The 17,839-nt window shown below is 48.5% G+C and carries 19 protein-coding genes; 3 read left to right on the top strand and 16 right to left on the bottom strand.

Annotation, left to right across the window (positions count from 1 at the left end):
* Positions 1 to 340: 340 nt before the first annotated feature.
* Positions 341 to 1,543 (top strand): chromate transporter, encoded by a 1,203-nt coding sequence (locus NST07_RS08200; protein ID WP_341091005.1) that lies wholly within the window; start codon positions 341 to 343, stop codon positions 1,541 to 1,543.
* A gap of 42 nt (positions 1,544 to 1,585) precedes the next feature.
* On the opposite strand, the gene NST07_RS08195 is transcribed toward NST07_RS08200, so the two are convergent.
* The 7 genes from NST07_RS08195 to NST07_RS08165 all read right to left on the bottom strand — a co-directional run bounded on the left by NST07_RS08195 (position 1,586) and on the right by NST07_RS08165 (position 9,877).
* Positions 1,586 to 2,152 (bottom strand): histidine phosphatase family protein, encoded by a 567-nt coding sequence (locus NST07_RS08195; protein WP_341091004.1) that lies wholly within the window; start codon positions 2,150 to 2,152, stop codon positions 1,586 to 1,588.
* 385 nt (positions 2,153 to 2,537) lie between these two features.
* Positions 2,538 to 3,500 carry a family 43 glycosylhydrolase gene (locus NST07_RS08190; protein WP_342481351.1) on the bottom strand — a complete coding sequence of 321 codons (963 nt, stop codon included), beginning with the start codon at positions 3,498 to 3,500 and terminating at the stop codon, positions 2,538 to 2,540.
* Between the two features lie 55 nt (positions 3,501 to 3,555).
* Positions 3,556 to 5,034: an alpha-N-arabinofuranosidase gene (locus tag NST07_RS08185; protein WP_342481350.1), complete on the bottom strand. Its 1,479-nt coding sequence runs from the start codon at positions 5,032 to 5,034 to the stop codon at positions 3,556 to 3,558.
* Between the two features lie 32 nt (positions 5,035 to 5,066).
* Complete coding sequence (locus tag NST07_RS08180) at positions 5,067 to 5,957, bottom strand: carbohydrate ABC transporter permease (protein ID WP_144024305.1); 891 nt, start codon at positions 5,955 to 5,957, stop codon at positions 5,067 to 5,069.
* 78 nt (positions 5,958 to 6,035) lie between these two features.
* Positions 6,036 to 6,914, bottom strand: coding sequence for a sugar ABC transporter permease (locus tag NST07_RS08175; protein WP_038587920.1), 879 nt, complete (start codon positions 6,912 to 6,914; stop codon positions 6,036 to 6,038).
* 82 nt (positions 6,915 to 6,996) lie between these two features.
* Positions 6,997 to 8,241: an extracellular solute-binding protein gene (locus NST07_RS08170; protein WP_341091000.1), complete on the bottom strand. Its 1,245-nt coding sequence runs from the start codon at positions 8,239 to 8,241 to the stop codon at positions 6,997 to 6,999.
* Between the two features lie 103 nt (positions 8,242 to 8,344).
* Positions 8,345 to 9,877: an alpha-N-arabinofuranosidase gene (locus NST07_RS08165; protein ID WP_341090998.1), complete on the bottom strand. Its 1,533-nt coding sequence runs from the start codon at positions 9,875 to 9,877 to the stop codon at positions 8,345 to 8,347.
* Between the two features lie 344 nt (positions 9,878 to 10,221).
* On the opposite strand from NST07_RS08165, the gene NST07_RS08160 reads away from it, so the two are divergent.
* Entirely contained in the window at positions 10,222 to 11,178 is a 957-nt protein-coding gene (locus tag NST07_RS08160) for a winged helix-turn-helix transcriptional regulator (RefSeq protein ID WP_341090997.1), read from the top strand.
* 142 nt (positions 11,179 to 11,320) lie between these two features.
* The gene (locus NST07_RS08155) at positions 11,321 to 11,479 is read left to right on the top strand and encodes a hypothetical protein (protein WP_038587909.1); all 159 of its coding nucleotides are present in this window, start codon (positions 11,321 to 11,323) and stop codon (positions 11,477 to 11,479) included.
* A 115-nt stretch (positions 11,480 to 11,594) separates the two neighbouring features.
* Here the strand turns inward: NST07_RS08155 and NST07_RS08150 are convergent, their stop codons facing one another.
* The 9 genes from NST07_RS08150 to NST07_RS08110 all read right to left on the bottom strand — a co-directional run bounded on the left by NST07_RS08150 (position 11,595) and on the right by NST07_RS08110 (position 17,812).
* Entirely contained in the window at positions 11,595 to 12,365 is a 771-nt protein-coding gene (locus NST07_RS08150; RefSeq protein ID WP_341090995.1) for a class I SAM-dependent methyltransferase, read from the bottom strand.
* Positions 12,366 to 12,416: 51 nt separating this feature from the next.
* Positions 12,417 to 13,349 (bottom strand): S1-like domain-containing RNA-binding protein, encoded by a 933-nt coding sequence (locus NST07_RS08145; protein ID WP_341090994.1) that lies wholly within the window; start codon positions 13,347 to 13,349, stop codon positions 12,417 to 12,419.
* A complete protein-coding gene (rsfS, locus tag NST07_RS08140) occupies positions 13,346 to 13,693 on the bottom strand; it encodes a ribosome silencing factor (RefSeq protein ID WP_038587902.1) in 348 nt (115 codons plus the stop codon). Before rsfS ends, NST07_RS08145 begins: the two co-directional genes overlap by 4 nt.
* Positions 13,693 to 14,268: a bis(5'-nucleosyl)-tetraphosphatase (symmetrical) YqeK gene (gene yqeK, locus NST07_RS08135; protein ID WP_076110520.1), complete on the bottom strand. Its 576-nt coding sequence runs from the start codon at positions 14,266 to 14,268 to the stop codon at positions 13,693 to 13,695. Before yqeK ends, rsfS begins: the two co-directional genes overlap by 1 nt.
* Positions 14,240 to 14,842 (bottom strand): nicotinate-nucleotide adenylyltransferase, encoded by a 603-nt coding sequence (locus NST07_RS08130; RefSeq protein ID WP_341090993.1) that lies wholly within the window; start codon positions 14,840 to 14,842, stop codon positions 14,240 to 14,242. Before NST07_RS08130 ends, yqeK begins: the two co-directional genes overlap by 29 nt.
* Positions 14,843 to 14,918: 76 nt before the next feature.
* Entirely contained in the window at positions 14,919 to 15,212 is a 294-nt protein-coding gene (gene yhbY, locus NST07_RS08125; RefSeq protein WP_038587894.1) for a ribosome assembly RNA-binding protein YhbY, read from the bottom strand.
* 37 nt (positions 15,213 to 15,249) lie between these two features.
* The gene (aroE, locus tag NST07_RS08120) at positions 15,250 to 16,140 is read right to left on the bottom strand and encodes a shikimate dehydrogenase (RefSeq protein WP_342481349.1); all 891 of its coding nucleotides are present in this window, start codon (positions 16,138 to 16,140) and stop codon (positions 15,250 to 15,252) included.
* Positions 16,141 to 16,160: 20 nt separating this feature from the next.
* Positions 16,161 to 17,288: a ribosome biogenesis GTPase YqeH gene (gene yqeH, locus NST07_RS08115; RefSeq protein ID WP_342481348.1), complete on the bottom strand. Its 1,128-nt coding sequence runs from the start codon at positions 17,286 to 17,288 to the stop codon at positions 16,161 to 16,163.
* The gene (locus tag NST07_RS08110) at positions 17,285 to 17,812 is read right to left on the bottom strand and encodes a YqeG family HAD IIIA-type phosphatase (RefSeq protein WP_038587886.1); all 528 of its coding nucleotides are present in this window, start codon (positions 17,810 to 17,812) and stop codon (positions 17,285 to 17,287) included. Before NST07_RS08110 ends, yqeH begins: the two co-directional genes overlap by 4 nt.
* Positions 17,813 to 17,839: the final 27 nt, after the last annotated feature.

Here is a 17,839-nt window from a genome sequence, read left to right as displayed (position 1 = left end):
TTCTCCATATTAATTAAATAATCTTTACCTCCGCAACAAAGTTACCTTTAAATAAATCCCTATAATAGCCAACAATGCATTTTCTGATAAGACATTTTAGATAACCGTCAATGGAAACAAATAATCAAAATTAATTACCGAAGGACCTTCTAAGAAACTTGTAGTTTGACCACACTTCACCTCTCTCACGTTTACCTCTGGTGAAATGATATTGCGTATATTACGCAAAGTTGATACGCTGATATCGAAAATCGATAACAAAAACAAATAATGAGGACGGATTATAGATTATGTATGAGCTTTATAAGAAATAAAATAAGTATGGAGGCAATGATCAGCAATGGACAATGAATTATCACAAAATAAAAGTAAGCCTAGATCGTTAATGGAAGTATTATTGGTTTCCACAAAGCTAGGTTTGACATCCTTCGGCGGTCCCATTGCTCATCTTGGTTATTTTCACAACGAGTATATTAAGCGAAGAAAATGGATGGATGAACGGAGCTACGCCGACTTGGTTGCACTTTGTCAATTTCTTCCTGGACCTGCGAGCAGCCAAGTCGGAATCGGCATTGGGGTCATGCGTGCCGGACTATTGGGAGGATTAGCTGCATGGGTTGGATTTACCCTTCCTTCCGTTATCGCCTTAGTGCTGTTTGCTTTTTTGCTGCAAGGCTTTGATATCGGAAGCGCCGGATGGATCCATGGATTGAAATTAGTCGCGGTGGCAATTGTGGCTCAAGCGATATTAGGTATGGGACAAAAACTTACTCCTGACCGAAATAGAGTAACAATCGCTATATTGGCTGCTGCAATTGCTTTATTATGGCAAACGGCGTTTAGCCAGGTTGCCATTATGATTGTGTCAGGCATAGCGGGTTTGATTCTCTACAAAAATATCAATATTCCTGATCTTCCAAAAGTCCAAGTTCCTATTAAACGTTCGCTCGCTGTAATCTGCCTTGTATTATTTTTCGGCTTATTATTTATATTACCGCTAATAAGAGAAATAACTTCGATTCATTGGTTTGCTTTTTTTGACAGCTTTTATAGGGCTGGATCTCTAGTTTTTGGTGGAGGACACGTTGTCCTTCCTCTTCTCGAAAGAGAAGTAGTACCAACCGGCTGGTTATCAAAGGAGGACTTTCTTGCCGGATATGGTGTTGCCCAAGCTGTGCCAGGACCATTATTTACATTCGCTGCCTACCTGGGAGCCATTATCAATGGTTGGTTAGGGGCTATTGTGGCTACCTTCGCTATATTTTTGCCGGCTTTTTTGTTAGTCGTTGGAGCCTTGCCCTTCTGGGATTCGCTCAGAAGAGTACCGAAGATTCAAGGCGTATTGGTCGGTGTAAATGCTGCCGTGGTAGGCATTTTATTAGCTGCTTTCTATAATCCAATCTGGACAAGTTCAATATTGGCACCTGTTGATTTCGCTCTTGCCTCAATACTTTTTATTATGCTAGTTTTTTGGAAGACACCGCCTTGGATGGTTGTCATTGCAGGAGCTATCGGCGGAATACTCATTAGTTATCTTGAATAAAAAGCAGCCGATCCTTTTGGACGGCTGCCGAGTTGTGTTTGTTCAACTAATGTCTCCCGTTAGGGGTAAAGCGACGTGGCTTTGTTTATAATACTCAATAATTGAAGCATGTGGAATTTCGCCTACCTCTCCTACCAAGGTACGAAAAGCCATGCCGTGTCCAGTAATTATCACCTTTTCAAATTCAAGATATTTGTTAATCACCTTCTCCATGCGGTTCTTCAGTAGTTCTTTGGACTCCCAAGGCTTGGTTACCCCAGGAGGATAGACTCCATGATTAGCATCATAATCATCCCCCAGTTCTTTAAGCCTCTCCAATGAATCATATTCAAATGTTAAGTCAGGTTGCCATTCCCTTAAATCGAATTCAACCATTATTTCTAAACCAAGTTCCTTTGATAAAATAGCGGCCGTTTGAAGTGCTCTTGGGTAAGGGGAAGAGACAACAATTTCAGCTTCTTTTAAACGTTCATCCTTTGCTGTCAAATATACTTGGTTAACCCCTTTATTCGTAAGAGGAACCATGTCCCGGCCATGTCCCTTTAATTTGTAATGTTCATTTATGTCCCATAGAGGTTCACCATGGCGAATGAGATAAAATTGCGTCATTAAAAATCCTCCATACATCCGTTTTTTGTATTAATCTATTCGCTCCCTGTACTACGCAATCCTGCCCCTTAACGAAACGAAAGCAACCCGTTTTTACCGGCTGCTTTCATCAGTTTATTGAACAAAGAGTCTCCTTTAGCCAAATCATGGTTCATTTTAAGCTAACACTTCCCCGTTTGTGGAACGATCACACGCGGAAAGCTTCCTCATTTGTGGCCATTCCACGTTAATGCTTCGGTTATGCGCATAAATTCAAAATCCACTAGATAACTACACGATTTCCGGATTTTATGAGTAAATACACCAACAGCAAAGAGTCCAGGTCCCCCTTGTTATACGGGATTCCTGGACTCTTTGTTGGTTTGCAGTTGCTCAGTTCACAACCTTACTTGCTGCTGTCCTTCACGGGCAGGCCGAAGTTTGGTGTGCCGTCTTCGTTCCAATACAGCACCTGTGCACGGGTATGACGGTTCGGGTCATAAAGCGGATCGCCGGTAATTTCTTTATAATTGCGGGCATGGTAGATCAGCACATCTTCACCTTGCTCATTCACCGTGAAGCTGTTGTGTCCCGGACCGTATTGTCCGTTCTCTTCACTGGTCTTGAACACAGGCTCGGGATGTTTAGTCCAAGATGCAGCATCCAGCAGATCGCTGTCTTCATCGGCATACAGCAGGCCCATGCAGTAATTGTAATCGGTAGCACTGGCCGAGAAGCTCATGAATATGCGGCCGTTACGTTTCAGTACCGCTGCGCCTTCATTTACACTGAAGCCAATTTTCTCCCAGGAATACTCAGGTGTCGCAATCATGGTCTGGGGGCCGGTCAAGGTCCAGGGGTTGCTCATTTCGGAAATGTACAGGTTGGAGTTCCCTGGAATTTCAGGGTCCTTCTGCGCCCATACATAATACAGCACTCCCTTGTGCTGGAACGTAGTCGCGTCCAGGGCGAAGGACTCCCAGGCTGTTTTCACCTGGCCTTTCTCTACCCATGTGCCTTCGAGCGGATTGGCCGATTCGTTCTCCAGGGCAAACATACGGTGATCGAACAAACCCTCGTTCGTTTCGGTTGTGCGGGCAGCGGCGAAATAAATGTACCATTTCCCGTCAATATAATGAATTTCAGGTGCCCATATATTCGCGCTTAGCGGTCCCGTCTCATATTTCCGCCAGGCTACAACCGGTACGGCTTCAGTAAGTCCTTCAATGGTCTCTGACCGGCGCACCTCGATCCGGTCATATTCCGGCACGGAGGCGGTGAAGTAATAATAGCCATCAGCATGTTTATACACCCATGGATCAGCGCGCTGTTCCACAAGCGGATTGCTGTATTCTCTATTTGTGTTCATAATGGTTTCTCCTTTGATCTGATCAGTAAATATAAAGAATGAATTCGCTGCTTCTCTACTCCAAAGTAAGCACAACTACAGACGCAGGCGGAAGGACACAGTTCAGCAGTCCATCCTCCAAAGCTGCAGCTTCATAGACAGACGGCGCTACCTTGTCTGGCGTCTGGAACGTGTTATGTGCACCAAGCTCCGGATGCGTCAGAATTTGCCCGGTTACCCTGGTTGGTGCTGCGCCACCGATACCAAAGCTGAGAGTTGCACCGTCCTCATGGCTCAAGTTGCAGATTGACACATAGATCTTGCCTTCCCCGTCACGTGAAGCAGATACGCTAAGCTGCGAAATAGCAACCCCGCCGCTGGTGTATTGCGGACTCTCAAAGGCAACCTCGAGCAATTCATTATCCTGATGCACCTTATACATCTCAAACACATGATACGTAGGGGTTAGCAGTAATTTATCGCCTTCGGTCAGGACCAGCGCCTGCAGGACATTTACCATCTGCGCAATATTGGCCATCTGCACCCGGCTGCTGTGATTCTGAAAAATATTGAGATGGATGCCTGCTACCAGCGCATCTCTCAAAGTGTTCTGCTGGTACAGGAACCCCGGGTTCGTTCCGGGCTCGCTCAGGAACCAGGTCCCCCACTCATCTATAATTAATCCTACCCGCTTCTCCGGGTCATACTGATCCATAATGGCCGAATGTCGGGTAATGAGCTCATCCATATGAAGTGACTTCTGCATCGTTTCGAACCATTCAGCTTCGTCGAACCCGAGCGCCTGGCGTTTCTCTTCCCAACTGCCGGGAATGGTATAGGAATGCAGGCTGAGGCCATCCATGAAACGGCCGGCTTCCCGCATTAATACTTCCGTCCAGTTGTAGTCGTCCACATTCGCTCCACCGGCAATTTTGTACAGCCGGTTATCCCCGTAATTTCTGGAATAGGTCTGATAGCGCCGGTACAGGTCCGCATAATATTCGGGACGCATATTGCCGCCGCAGCCCCAATTCTCATTGCCGACACCGAAGTATTTAAGCTTCCAGGGCTGTTCTCTTCCGTTCTCCCTGCGCCAGTCCGCCATTGGCGATTCGCCGTCAAAGGTCATATACTCGACCCATTCCGACATTTCCTGAACCGTACCGCTGCCTACGTTGCCGCAAATGTACGGTTCGCAATCCAGCAGCTCACACAGGCGGAAAAATTCATGGGTGCCGAAATGATTATTCTCCACTACACCGCCCCAGTGCGTATTAACCATCCGCTTGCGGCCTTCCCTCGGTCCAATTCCGTCTTTCCAGTGATATTCATCGGCAAAACAGCCACCCGGCCAGCGCAGCACCGGAATGTCCAGTTTCTTCAGCGCTTCGATGACGTCATTGCGGATGCCGTCCGTATTGGGAATCGGCGAATCCTCGCCTACCCACAGACCTTCGTAAATGCATCTGCCCAAATGTTCTGCGAAATGCCCATATATATTTTTGTTGATTTTGCTTTTGGGCAGGTCAGCGTGAATCACAAGCTTTGCAGTCATAGTTTCTCTCTCCTTGGCTAATGTTTTTTTATTTAGCCCTTTATCCCTGAATTCAAATTAATCGATTGTACAAAGTATTTCTGGGCGAACACGAACAGCAGCAGCGTAGGAATAATAGCGAGAATCGCCGAACCCATAAGCTGTCCGATCATCCGGTAATTCCCATAAATATCCTGCAGCAACAACAGTCCGGCAGTAACCGGCATTTTGTCAACATCCGTGAATACGATTACCGGCCACAGGAAGTCATTCCAGGATCCGGTGAACGAGAACAGGGCACACACGATCAATACAGGCTTGATCAGCGGCACGATAATCGACATGTAAATTCTGTAATGGCTCGCACCATCGACATGGGCCGATTCGTCGAGTTCCTTCGGAATGCCGTTCATAAACTGTCTGACCAAAAAGATATTCCCCATACCCGCGAGTCCGGGGATTACCATTGCCCAGGAGGTATTAACCCAGCCCAGAGCATCTATAATTTTGTAGGAAGGAATCAGATTCACGACACCCGGGAAGAACGAAATACCGAGCAGGGTGAAAAAGAGCGTGTCTCTGCCTTTAAATTTCATCCGCGAATAGCCGTAACCGGTAATGGAGATTACCACAACCACCAAAAGAGTATGCATTGTGGCAATAAGCAGTGAGTTCATCAGCCAGCGCAAGATTGGTGCGGTAGAGGTGTTTTCCAAAATCGCAATATAGTTGTCAAAAATCCACTCTTTCGGGAACATTCTGAACCCGGAGCTGACCACCTCGGTTTGCGACCGGAAGGAGGTAGTGATTCCGAAGATCACAGGAACGATCCAAATAATGCAGAGAATAATTAAGAAGAGATAGGAGAGATATTTAGAGATACTGATGCCGGAGCCTTTTCTTTTCCCAGCGTTTTGTCCATTAAGAAGCGGACTATTATCCATTTGTTGTGCCGCTTGGTTTGACATACGGGTACACCTGCCTTTTCAATTTCCATTGCTGGTCCATTGTCTTATCGAGTGTTAAGCTGCATTCCGGTTCATCACATAATATTGCAGAGCCGAGATGACCAGGATTATAAGTCCCAGCAACACCGCCATCGCCGATGCCATTCCCGCAATGGATTCCCCGTTGCCGAACGCCAGTTGACGAATATACATCATGAGTACATGCGTGCTCTGCCGTGGTCCGCCGTCGGTCATCATGAGCGGCTGCCCGAATACGTTAAAGGCTCCGGCAGTAGTCATGACAAAGGTATAGATGAGCGGAAAACGAATGGAAGGCAATGTAATACTCGTGAATCTGCGGACAGGTCCTGCCCCGTCTATTTCCGCCGATTCATACAGATCCTGTGCCACACCGCTTATGGAGGCACGGTAAATAATCATATTGCCCCCGACGCCGCCCCAGACTGTAATGATAATAATGATAATCCACGCATATGGCTGATTGGCCGGCCAGGATACGTCTGAGCCGAACACATTCCCCGCCATTCCGAGCTGCTTGTTAAAGAGCAGCAGCCAGATCAGCGCGCCTGCAGATATGGAAATAAGGCCCGGAATGTAGATGATGGACTGGATCAGGCTTTTCCCTTTGACTTTCTTATGTTCCAGTGCAACGGCAACAAGCAGCGGAATCACAATCAACAGCGGAACACTGAGCAGCACAAAAATCAATGTGTTCTTAAGCCCGTTGTTGAATTGGGTATGAAAGGTGGAACTGTTGTCAAACAAAATGGTCTTGTAGTTGTCTAAACCTACCCAGACCGGATCATTCATTAGATTCCATTTGGTAAAGGAAGCGTAAATCCCGTAGATCGTGGGCAGTAAAATAAATACAGCAAATAAGATGACATGTGGACCTACAAAGAAAACAGGCGCCAAATTAAGTTTCTTTTTCATAGGCATTCTTTTCTCCTTTGGCATAAAGCAATGTGCCGTATTCCGGCACATTGCTTTATGCATTCATTTCCGCTTCCTTTTGTTACTTCGCTGCTCCGCTTGTGCCTTCAGCGATTTTATCTTCTACAAATTTCTGCATGGTCTGAAGAGTTTCATCAATATCTACATTGCCGCGGACGATATCTCCGCAATACGTATCCACTGCTTCTGCGATATATGGGTAGTATTCATAAGTGTAGATGTAGAGGGATTCAATCTCTTTCTCATTCGAAGTAAAGAAGGACTGCATGTAATCCTTATACTCAGGGCTCTCAATAACTTTTTTACTTGCTACGGTCTGTCCGGCTTTGGCCCATTCAATGGAATTCTGACGGATGAACTCCAGGAAATTACCGATTCCGGCTACCTTTTCTTCAGATCTGTCTTTATTCTTGAACATGGAGAACAAGTGCGAAGAGGATCTGTTCGTGAACTTGTCAGCCGTGTTGGAATATACGTTGGTTACTCCGAAATTAAGGCCTTCAACTCCGGCATGCGCTGTGGAGCTCCATGTGCCGTCTGTGGAGAACAATACATTGCCCGATTGGAACATCAGGTATCCGTCTTCACCAAACGGTGTCATCAGACCGGCATCGTTGATCTTTTTAACATTTTCAAAAGCTTGCTTCATCACCGGTGTGTTTACAGCAGGTTTTCCGTTCTCCTGGATATCTCCGCCAAGGTTCTGAACTTGCCCGAGGATAACCCAGCCCAGCAGGGCATCGTTGACCACAAAGTCGCCTTCAGCCAATTTGCCTTTCAGCGACAGCATTTCATCTATCGTCACCACATTGTCGTCGAGGAAGGATTCCGCACCATATTTCTTAAGCAAATCTTTATTGTAGTACATAACATTACTGTGAATATCGAGAGGCACTGTATATTGAGTTCCATCTATTGTACCTGTTGACCACGCTTGCGGCAGGTAATTGTCTTGTTTAATTTCAGGCTGAGCTGCTGTTACTGCAGTCATTGGCTCCAGTGTTCCTTGCTTCACATAACCCGGTACACGGTCAGCGTGGATAATGGCCAAGTCAGGCACGCCTTTTCCGGAGTTCAGAACCGTCGAAATTTTGGTATACATATCCGCGGTAATTACATGCTTCACCTTTATCTCTGGATTGGTAGCATTGTAATCTTTAACAAGCTGGTCCATATAGGCACCGTCATCACCGGTCAGCGGCGTCCAGAAGGTTATTGTCTTTGAATCATCCTTCCCGCAGCCTGCCAATACCGTCGATAATGATAGAACAAGTGCTAATGCCGAAAAACCCCACTTTTTCTTCAACACTTTCTCCTCCTAATAATTAAATTAGTAAATCATCTACAAAAATGTTTTTGCAAACAATGAACTCAGTTTGTTGCCTGTCAGGGAACTCCAAAATCCAAAATCAGTTCACCTTGCCTAAACGAATCACATTCCATGAGGCCTTGGACAGCAGAGTCTCTACAAAACCATCCTTGCATTCGGTTCCGGTTGCTTGTCTTGGTTTCACATGCTCTTCCTTGGCTGTATTAACCGCTTTCAGATCCTCATGATGGAGCTCAATATGCTCGATTAACCGGTAGCCCTCAAATCCGCGCACATCGCATTTTAAATGCAGGGCTTCTTCCAAATGCCGGTTAATGGCGAAGATCGTTAGCTCATCGGCTTCCTCATTATACACAAGGGCACTGTCGAGATATGGAACATCGGTATAGTCCTGAGCGTCATATTTCGGCGAATTGACAATCGGCTGAAGCGAAACGCCGCGCCCGTATTTGGAGGTATGCAAGTATGGATAGAAGATTGTCTGCTTCCAGGCTGCTCCACCCGCTTCTGTCATAATGGGTGCAATTACATTTACAAGCTGTGCCAGACAAGCCATCTTCACACGGTCCGCATGTCTGAGGAAGGTAATAAGCATACTGCCGATCAGCAGGGCATCTTCAAAATTATAATGATCCTCAAGCTGCGGCGGACCTACTGTCCAAGGCTCAATCTTCGTATCGGACTCATTGGAGTGGTACCAGACATTCCATTCGTCAAAACTGAGATACATCGTTTTCTTGCTGCGCTTCTTGGCTTTGATGTAATCACAGGTGGCCGTTACGGTGCGGATGAAATGCTCCAGGTCCATGCTGCGTGCCAGGAAATTGGCAGAATCGTTGTCCCGGTTCCCATAATATTGATGAAGGGAAACATAATCGGCTACTTCATAAGTATGTTCTAAAGTTACCGCTTCCCATTCCGGGAAGGTCGGCATCGCTGAGCTTGAGCTTCCACAGGAAACCAGCTCAATATCCGGATCTATCAAGCGCATCGCCTTGCCGGTTTCATAAGCCAGCCTGCCATATTCTACAGCTGTCTTCTGGCCGATCTGCCAGGGTCCATCCATTTCATTGCCGAGGCACCAGGTTCTGATCTTATGCGGCTGCTCCACACCATGATTGCGGCGCAAATCACTCCAGTAGGTTCCGCCGGGATGATTGCAGTACTCCAGCAAGTTACGTGCGGCATCAATACCTCTCGTACCCAAATTGACAGCCATCATCACCTCTGAGCCTACTTCCTTGGCCCAGCTCATGAATTCATTCGTACCTACCTCATTAGGTTCAATAGTTCTCCAGGCCAGTTCCAGCCGCTTCGGACGCTGTTCTACAGAACCTACGCCATCTTCCCAATTGTAGCCGGATACAAAATTCCCTCCGGGATAACGGATAATCGGTACACCCAGTTCCTTGACCAGTGATTTCACATCACCTCTGAAGCCAAGAGAATTGGAGCTGGGATGACCAGGCTCATAAATTCCGCCATATACTGCACGGCCTAAATGTTCAATAAAGGAGCCGTAAATCCGTTTATCCACTTCAGCGATAACAAAGGACTTATCGGCGATAAGCGTCGCTCTTAGTGTGTCTGCCGACAATCTCATCACTTCCATTTCACATTTTTATTAATTAATTAAAAAACATTTGAATGTATTCGCTTACAGATATAAAATAACATATATAAGCCCTCATGTAAACATAAAAGTATAAACCTTTTTATATGTATCCAAAATAAAATCAATTAAAGGCTACTTTCAGAAAATAATAGGTCTTTTTCATCTTATATCACTAAAGTACCTTTATGAATATGTGAATCAAAGGACTAATTAGCTTAAAAAATGACTTAAATTTAATTGTATTACACAAATAAAGGAAGAAGTCTTTCCTTTTTACCTCAATTAGTTTATAATTTTATAAAATAGTCTTTCATGACGTCCGCGGAGGAAGGTATTGTACAATGATTTATATTAAAGATTTAATGAGTGGCATTGATATTTTCAAGGCACTGAGCTCCGAGATTCGCATCCAGATCCTTGAGCTGCTTGCCACCAATCAAGCACTTAACCTGAATGAAATCGCCAAGAAGCTGAATCTCAGCAATGGCGCCATCACGATGCATATCAAGAAGCTGGAAGAAAGCGGCCTGATCGAAATTAATACTTCTGTAGGCAAACATGGCATTCAGAAAGTCTGTTACCTTAATAAAGATAAGCTGATGGTTGATCTCCGCAGCAAGGATGTCGACAACCTGTATGAAGTTGAGATTCAGGTTGGCCATTACAGCAACTATCAGGCTGTTCCTACCTGCGGGCTGGCCACCAAGGACAGCATTATCGGTGACTTCGACGAGCCGCGCTATTTCGCAGATCCCCAACGGATTGATTCGGAGATTATCTGGATGGCTGAAGGATTCCTGGAATACCGCATTCCGAACTATCTTAAGGCCAATCAGACCTTCCGTGAAATTCAGTTCTCCATGGAAATTGGCTCAGAGGCCCCCGGTTTCAGCGATAACTATCCTTCAGACCTCTACTTTTATGTAAACGGCATCGAAATCGGTTACTGGACCAGTCCCGGAGACTTCGGGGATCAGCGCGGTACCTTTAATCCAGACTGGTGGCCTCCTCACCTGAATCAATACGGGATGCTCAAGCTGATCCGGATTAACAATGAAGGAAGCTTTATCGACGGCTGCCGCATTTCGGATATTACCCTTGATGATATTAAGCTGGACTACAAAAGCGAGCTGACCTTCCGCATTGCCGTTACCGACAAGCCGGTCAACAAACGCGGACTGACCATTTACGGCAAGCATTTCGGCAATTACAGCCAGGATCTGATGGCCCGCGTGCTTTATAATGTACATGAGGTTGAAGAAGTTGGCAGCTGTGTTTCCATGACAACAAGCGAGTAAGCACATAAGGACCATCCCCGGCGGCTAGCCAGAAGATGGTCTTTTTTTATGTCTATGTGAAGCATTTTTTGCCTGTATAATTGTTATCGGCTTAACCCACACTAACCGATGTCTCCCATACCACCGAGAAGGAGTGTTTCATATGCGTGAAGGTCTGATCCCTGCCGTTCTTGGTACCGTAGTTTCCGCTTCCGGCGCAGCTTTTCTGGGAAGCAAATACAAGCTGGCCGCAACCGGCGTGCTTGGCTTTGGTCTGGCGCATATTGTCTTAGGCGCGATCGATTTGTTTGAGCACCGGTAAAAGGTTGGAAGATGCCGGCCCTTGCTTATGTACGGGCCGGTTCCTTATAGGAACAACCGGATTTAACGCAAAAAGGCCCTCACCCTCCGGGCAAGGACCCACATAAGCATATGGTTTATTTCACTGCTACATAAAACAGCCGCTGGGCACTGTCATCCGCCTCTACCCATTCGAAGTCGGCATAGGTCTTCACATCACTGAACCCGGCTTTCAGCAGTTCCGCTGTCATCCACTCCGGATCATAAGCCCGCTGCACATGAGTCTCCTCAAAGCGGCGGTACAGATTACCCCGTCCCTCTTCACGAACAAAGATAGACAGATGATGCTCAATTTCCCGCCGCGGCACATCCAGCTCACTGGTCCAAATATACGATATGGAGGGCTCATTCATGAAAAAGGGCTGCTCTTCCTCGTAACGGATCAATGTATTGGGATGATGCACGTCAAACAGAAAGGTTCCTCCCGGCTTAAGACCGGCAAAGGTACTGGCGAAAACCGCTTGAACGTCCTGCTCTTCCAGCACATAGTTGAGGCAATCACAGAAAGAAATAACGGATTCCACCGGTTCCGGCAGCTCCCATTCCTTCATATTTTGCCTTACCCAGCGCACACTGCCCTCCCGCAGGAACCTGCGGCCCTGCGGATGCTCCTCCAGCTTCTTTTGCGCCACAGACAGCATGTCAGAAGAGAGATCAATGCCCGTCATATGATACCCTGATGCGGCAAGCGGAATGGTAATGCTGCCGGTTCCGCAGCCGAGTTCGGCCACGGTGAGCGGCTTTCCGTGCAGCTTCCAGGCGGTTTCCGCAAACTCCAGCCAATCCGGATATGGCATATCGGCCATAAGCTCGTCGTATACATATGCAAATTTCCCATAGGAAGACACTGCGCACACCGCTTTCTATAATTACCTGTAATCAAATACTGTCATAACCGCTTATTTCTCCGTTGTTCCTTCATCGCCCTGATTCTCATCCGGAGCTGTGTCTTCCTTGCCTGCAAGGTAGGTCCAATTCTCCTTCTGGGTAATAAGGCCTTCCTTCATCAGCTTGCCCATCGCCCGTTTGAAGGCCGACTTGCTGATGCCGAAGCGCTGCTTGATAATATCCGGAGGCGTAGAATCCGAATACGGCATGGCACCGCCCGGGCGGGAATTCAGAAAGTCCAGCAAGGCAGCGGAATCCACATCACGTCCCACTTCCTTGCGGTGGGTCATGGAAAGGTTGACCCGGCCATCCTCGCGGATATGTGAGACCCGGGCTTCAAACTGCTCGCCCAGACGCAGCAGACGGCTGCGTTCCGAGGAATGAACCATTCCGATAATGCCGAAGCCCAACACTCCGCCGTCCACAAGCACGAAGGTGCCCATTTGCAGCGGCTTGTACACTCTTGCGGTTACCATTTGCCCCATCCATGAGGTTGGCGCAGGAAGCGCCAGCGGAGCAAGCTCCTGTTCACCGGCCAGCTTGGCGCGGAGACGCCCCTGTTTGTCGTGCTCCATCATAACAAATACTTTGTCACCAACCTGAGGGCGCAGCTCGATCAGTTCAGGAAGCTCGCGGATCGGCAGCAGAAGCTGGCGTCCAAGTCCCATTTCCAGAAAGCAGCCAAGACGGGGATGAATATCCGCGACTTCCAGCAGTGCCATTTCACCAAGTGTCAAAAAAGGCTTCTTCATTGTTGCCGCAAGCCGGTCTTCCGTATCGAAGAAGATGAATACTTCCACTTTATCGCCCGGCTTGGGCTTGCTGCCAACCAGCTCCGTATAATGCAGCATAACATCCTGATCACCGGCACCCAGGAAGTAGCCGTAAGGCGATACTTCCCGGAGTACATCCAGTTTAACTACAGTTCCGGCAATCAGACTCATACGTTCTCCACAATCTTGGCGTCAGACCACAGGCGCTCAATGTTGTAATATTCGCGTTCATCGCGGTGGAACACATGCACAACAACATCACCAAGATCCATCAGCACCCAGCGTGCCGCGTCCATACCTTCGATTCCGCGGATCATACCGCCTGCTTCATGAACAACCTTGCGTACTTCGGTGGCAATCGCTTGCACCTGGGTATCGGAATTACCATGACAGATCACAAAATAATCACTGATTGGGGAAACATTGCGCAGATCCAACGCAACAACATTCATCGCTTTTTTATCTTCCACAGCTTTTAAAGTCAGTTCCAGCAGCTTGCTTGATTGTACACTCATTATTTATCCTCCAGTATTCTTACTAGATCATTACGCGCCAGCACCGTTAACGGAAACACAATCCGGCGTTTCTGCAGCAGCAGGCTGATCGTCGAATCAAATCCGGCTATCAGCCCTTCCTCCAGACTTACTTTGGAAAGCCTGCGTATTTCGTCCACACCGGGAAAATCCCGTCCGGGCTCGATATAATCGGCCAGACAGACAATCTTCTCGAGCAGGCTCATGCCTTCACGGCCCGAAGTATGATAGCGTATGGCTCCCAGCACTTCGGCATCGGTAATTTCATAATCCCGTTCCGCTACAAATGCCCCCACTTCCGCATGCCACAGCTGCTTATCGTAGGATAACAGCTCGGAGGGCAGACCATTCTGCTCTATAATTTCCTTCATTCTCTCCACAGGCCAATATTTGGCTACATCATGCAGAATCGCTGCTGTCTCCGCACGGGCAGGATCAGCTCCATAGCGCTCAGCCAGCTTCACTGAGGATTCCATTACGCCAAGGGTATGCTGCCAGCGCTTATCTGGCATCTGCGAAGAGACCGCTTCAATCAGCGCTTCCCGGCTGTAGGCCATACAATCCACTCCTTTGCACATAATCGAAAACCTTGTCCGGTACCATATAACGGATTGATTTTCCTTCAGCGGAGCGCGCCCGGAGCATCGTGGACGAAATATCCACCAGCGGCATGTCCGCCAGCAGCACCTTGTCAGCGATATAGCCGGGCAGCGCTGCCAGATCCAGCGGAGTGCCCGGACGGCCCACACCGATAAAGGCCAGACGCTGCACAAGTTCTTCAATCCCCTGCCATTTGGGCAAATATTGCACCATATCCGCACCAATGATGAAATAAAACTCATGGTCCGGGTATTCCTGCTGCAAGCTGCGCACGGTCTCGAGTGTATAGGAAACGCCGCCTCTGAGGACTTCCCAATCCAGCGTGCGGAAAGACTCATTGTCCTCGACCGCACACTGCACCATCGCCAGCCGGTCTGTACCCGAAGCTCCGGCTTCATGCTTATGGGGCGGGATATGCGAAGGCATAAACCAGACCTCTTCCAGCAAATAGGTGTCCCTCGCAGCTTCCGCCGCCATCATATGTCCTATGTGAAGAGGATCAAAGGTTCCTCCCATTATTCCAATTTTCAAGAGAGGCCTACCTCCTCTTATCTTCCTGCGAAATGACTCCATGTGACTGGTAAGACAGCCGCAAGGCGCAGCTTGCCTAGCGTGGAAGCTCAATCGTTTTGTTGTCGCGTGACTCTTTGTAAAGAACGATGGTCTTGCCGATAACCTGCACCAGCTCGGAGCCGGACTGCTCAGCCAGAGCAGCACCGATTTCCTTCGGGTCATCCGCATTATTGTTAAGCACGCTGATCTTCATCAGCTCGCGTTTTTCAATAGCTTCTTCAATGTGACGGACCAGGTGGTCGTTCACACCGCCTTTGCCGACCTGAAAGACAGCGTCAAGATGATGAGCCAAAGAGCGGAGATAGCGTTTTTGTTTTCCAGTTAACATAAATGAACAAACCCCTTAATTAACATATATTATTACCCTAAACTTGCGGATCCATTTCACTGGCACTGCCGCCGAGGCAGTCGATAATCGTCTGCCGCATAATATCCACAGGTGCAGCCTGCCCTGTCCAATACTCCAGCGCATAGGCGCCCTGATATACGAACATTCCCAGACCCCCATGAATTGTGCAGCCCCGCTTCAAGCCCTCGAGCAGCAGCCGGGTACGCAGCGGATTGTAGATAAGATCGCTTACGACCATCCCTTCACGCAGCAGTCCGGGATCCATCGGTAGGTCATCCGGATGGGGAAACATTCCAACAGATGTGGTATTGATTACAATATCCGCATCCTTAGCCGCTTCCGTGATTTCATCCATGCCCACTCCGGCAACCTTGCCCCGGCCCTGGAATAATGCCGCCAGTTCCCCGGCCTTCCCGGCAGTACGGTTAGCGATCTTAACCGAATACGGCTTTTCGGCCAGCAGAGCGCTGACAATCCCTCTCGCCGCGCCCCCGGCACCGATTACCAGAATACGGGTTCCGGACAGATCGGGAACCGCTTCCGCCTTCAGCGAACGGACATAACCGATGCCGTCCGTATTGAATCCGGTAAGTACCCCGTTGTCATTGACAATTGTATTCACTGCACCTACAGCAACCGCACTTTCATCCAGCTTGTCCAGATACTCCATCACCGCAACCTTATGCGGTATGGTTACGTTGACTCCGCGAAAGCCGAGGATCTTGATGGCCTGCACCGCATCGCCAAGCTGATCTCCGGTAATATGCAAGGGGACATAAGCCCCTTGTATGCCCAGCGCTTTCAGCGCGGCCCCGTGCATGATCGGGGATTTAGACTGGGCAATCGGATCACCCATAACCCCCAGCAGCAGATCCGTATTTCTGTCATTTCCGTTTGCACTTGTCACAGGCAATCCCCCACCCTTCGTCAGATCAGCGAAGGGCGGGTAACCACCTTCACGCCGCGCGGAACGTGAACGGCCACAACGGCACCTTCGGTTCCGTTCACCTTGATCCAGCCCAAGCCGGAGATGAACAGATCGGTCTGGCTGCCCCGGCTGATCCGGAATTCATGACGCTGCCACTGCGGCAGCTTGTCCATGTCGGCAGTTACCGGTGGAGCCAGCATCACACCACGGTGATCCTGATACAGGGAATCCGCACGTTCCAGCTTCGTACGGTGAATCTTGAGCGTAGTGCTGATGAAGCAGGTGAAGGATTGCCGGGCACCCTGAATGAAATCAAAACGCCCCAGACCGCCGAAGAACAGCGTCTGGCCTTCATTCAGCTGATATACCGCAGGTTTGAGCGGATTTTCCGGCATAACGGCACCGAGGTCCTTGCGCTCCACCAGTTCACTGTACCGCCAAGGATATACAATTCCCGGAGTATCAATGATATAGTGGCCGTCATCCAGCGGGATTTTGACCGTATCGAGAGTCGTTCCCGGATAACGCGAGGTCGTCAGTTCCTGCTCGAGATCGCTGTAATCGGAAATAAGCCGGTTAATTAGCGTGGATTTGCCTACGTTGGTTGCCCCAACGACATAGACATCACGCTGTCCGCGAAGCTCATTCACTGCTTCCAGCAAACGTTCGAACCCTTGATTGCGCTTCGCGCTGCAGAGTATAATCTCCGCAGTCCGCAGTCCATGCTCCTTGCAGCGCTGCTGCATCCAGTTACGCAGCTTGTTCCAGTTCGTTACCTTGGGAAGCAAATCACATTTGTTCACTACAAGAATAACCGGATTATTGCCAACAAAACGCTGCAGGCCGGAAATCAGGCTGCCTTCGAAATCGAAGAGATCGACAATATGCACAACAAGCGCGTTCTTCTCGCCCACTCCGCTGAGCAGGTGAAGAAATTCATCCTGGTCGACGGATACCGAAGAAGCTTCATTATAGTTTTTGATGCGGAAACAGCGCTGGCAGATAACCGGTTCCCGTTCAAATGCAACCTCCGGAATATAACCCGGGAGATCCTTCTTTTCGGTCTGCAGCTTAATGCCGCAGCCGCTGCATTTTACAGGGCGCTGTGTTTCATTCTGTTGATTCATTGGGGTTTATCCTCCTCATGCCACAATCCTTGCTTGCGAAGCCGTGTCAGGGCAATCTGCTCGATCCGGCGGTTAATTCTAGTTCCAATACCTTCATCCTTCACGGAGATGGGCAGCACCAGTACCGTATACAGGCCGAGCCGGTTGCCGCCGAATACATCCGTAAGCATCTGATCGCCAACTACGATCGTCTGTTCCGGCTTCAGATCCATCAGCTTCATCGCCTTCACGAAAGGCGTATTGATCGGCTTGCGGGCCTGATGTACAAATTCAATATTAAGCGGCGTTGCAAAGCGTGACACCCGGTCCATGTTATTGTTCGACACAATGATCAGCTTGAAGCCCAGCTCTTTCACCTTCTCGAACCATAACAGCAGCTCCGGAGTGGCCAGAGGCGCTTTGGCGCCGACTAGCGTGTTATCCAGATCCGTAATGATACCACGGTATCCCCGGCTGTACAGCTCTTCCAGCCCAATATCAAATACCGTATTCACCCGGAGTTTTGGAACCAACCTTTCAAACAATACGTTCACCTCGATTTCATACGAAAA

The sequence above is a fragment of the Paenibacillus sp. FSL L8-0340 genome (assembly GCF_038593145.1).
Lineage (GTDB): Bacteria > Bacillota > Bacilli > Paenibacillales > Paenibacillaceae > Paenibacillus_AQ.
Note: the sequence above shows the minus strand (reverse complement) of the source record. Positions and strands in the feature narration are given on the sequence as shown.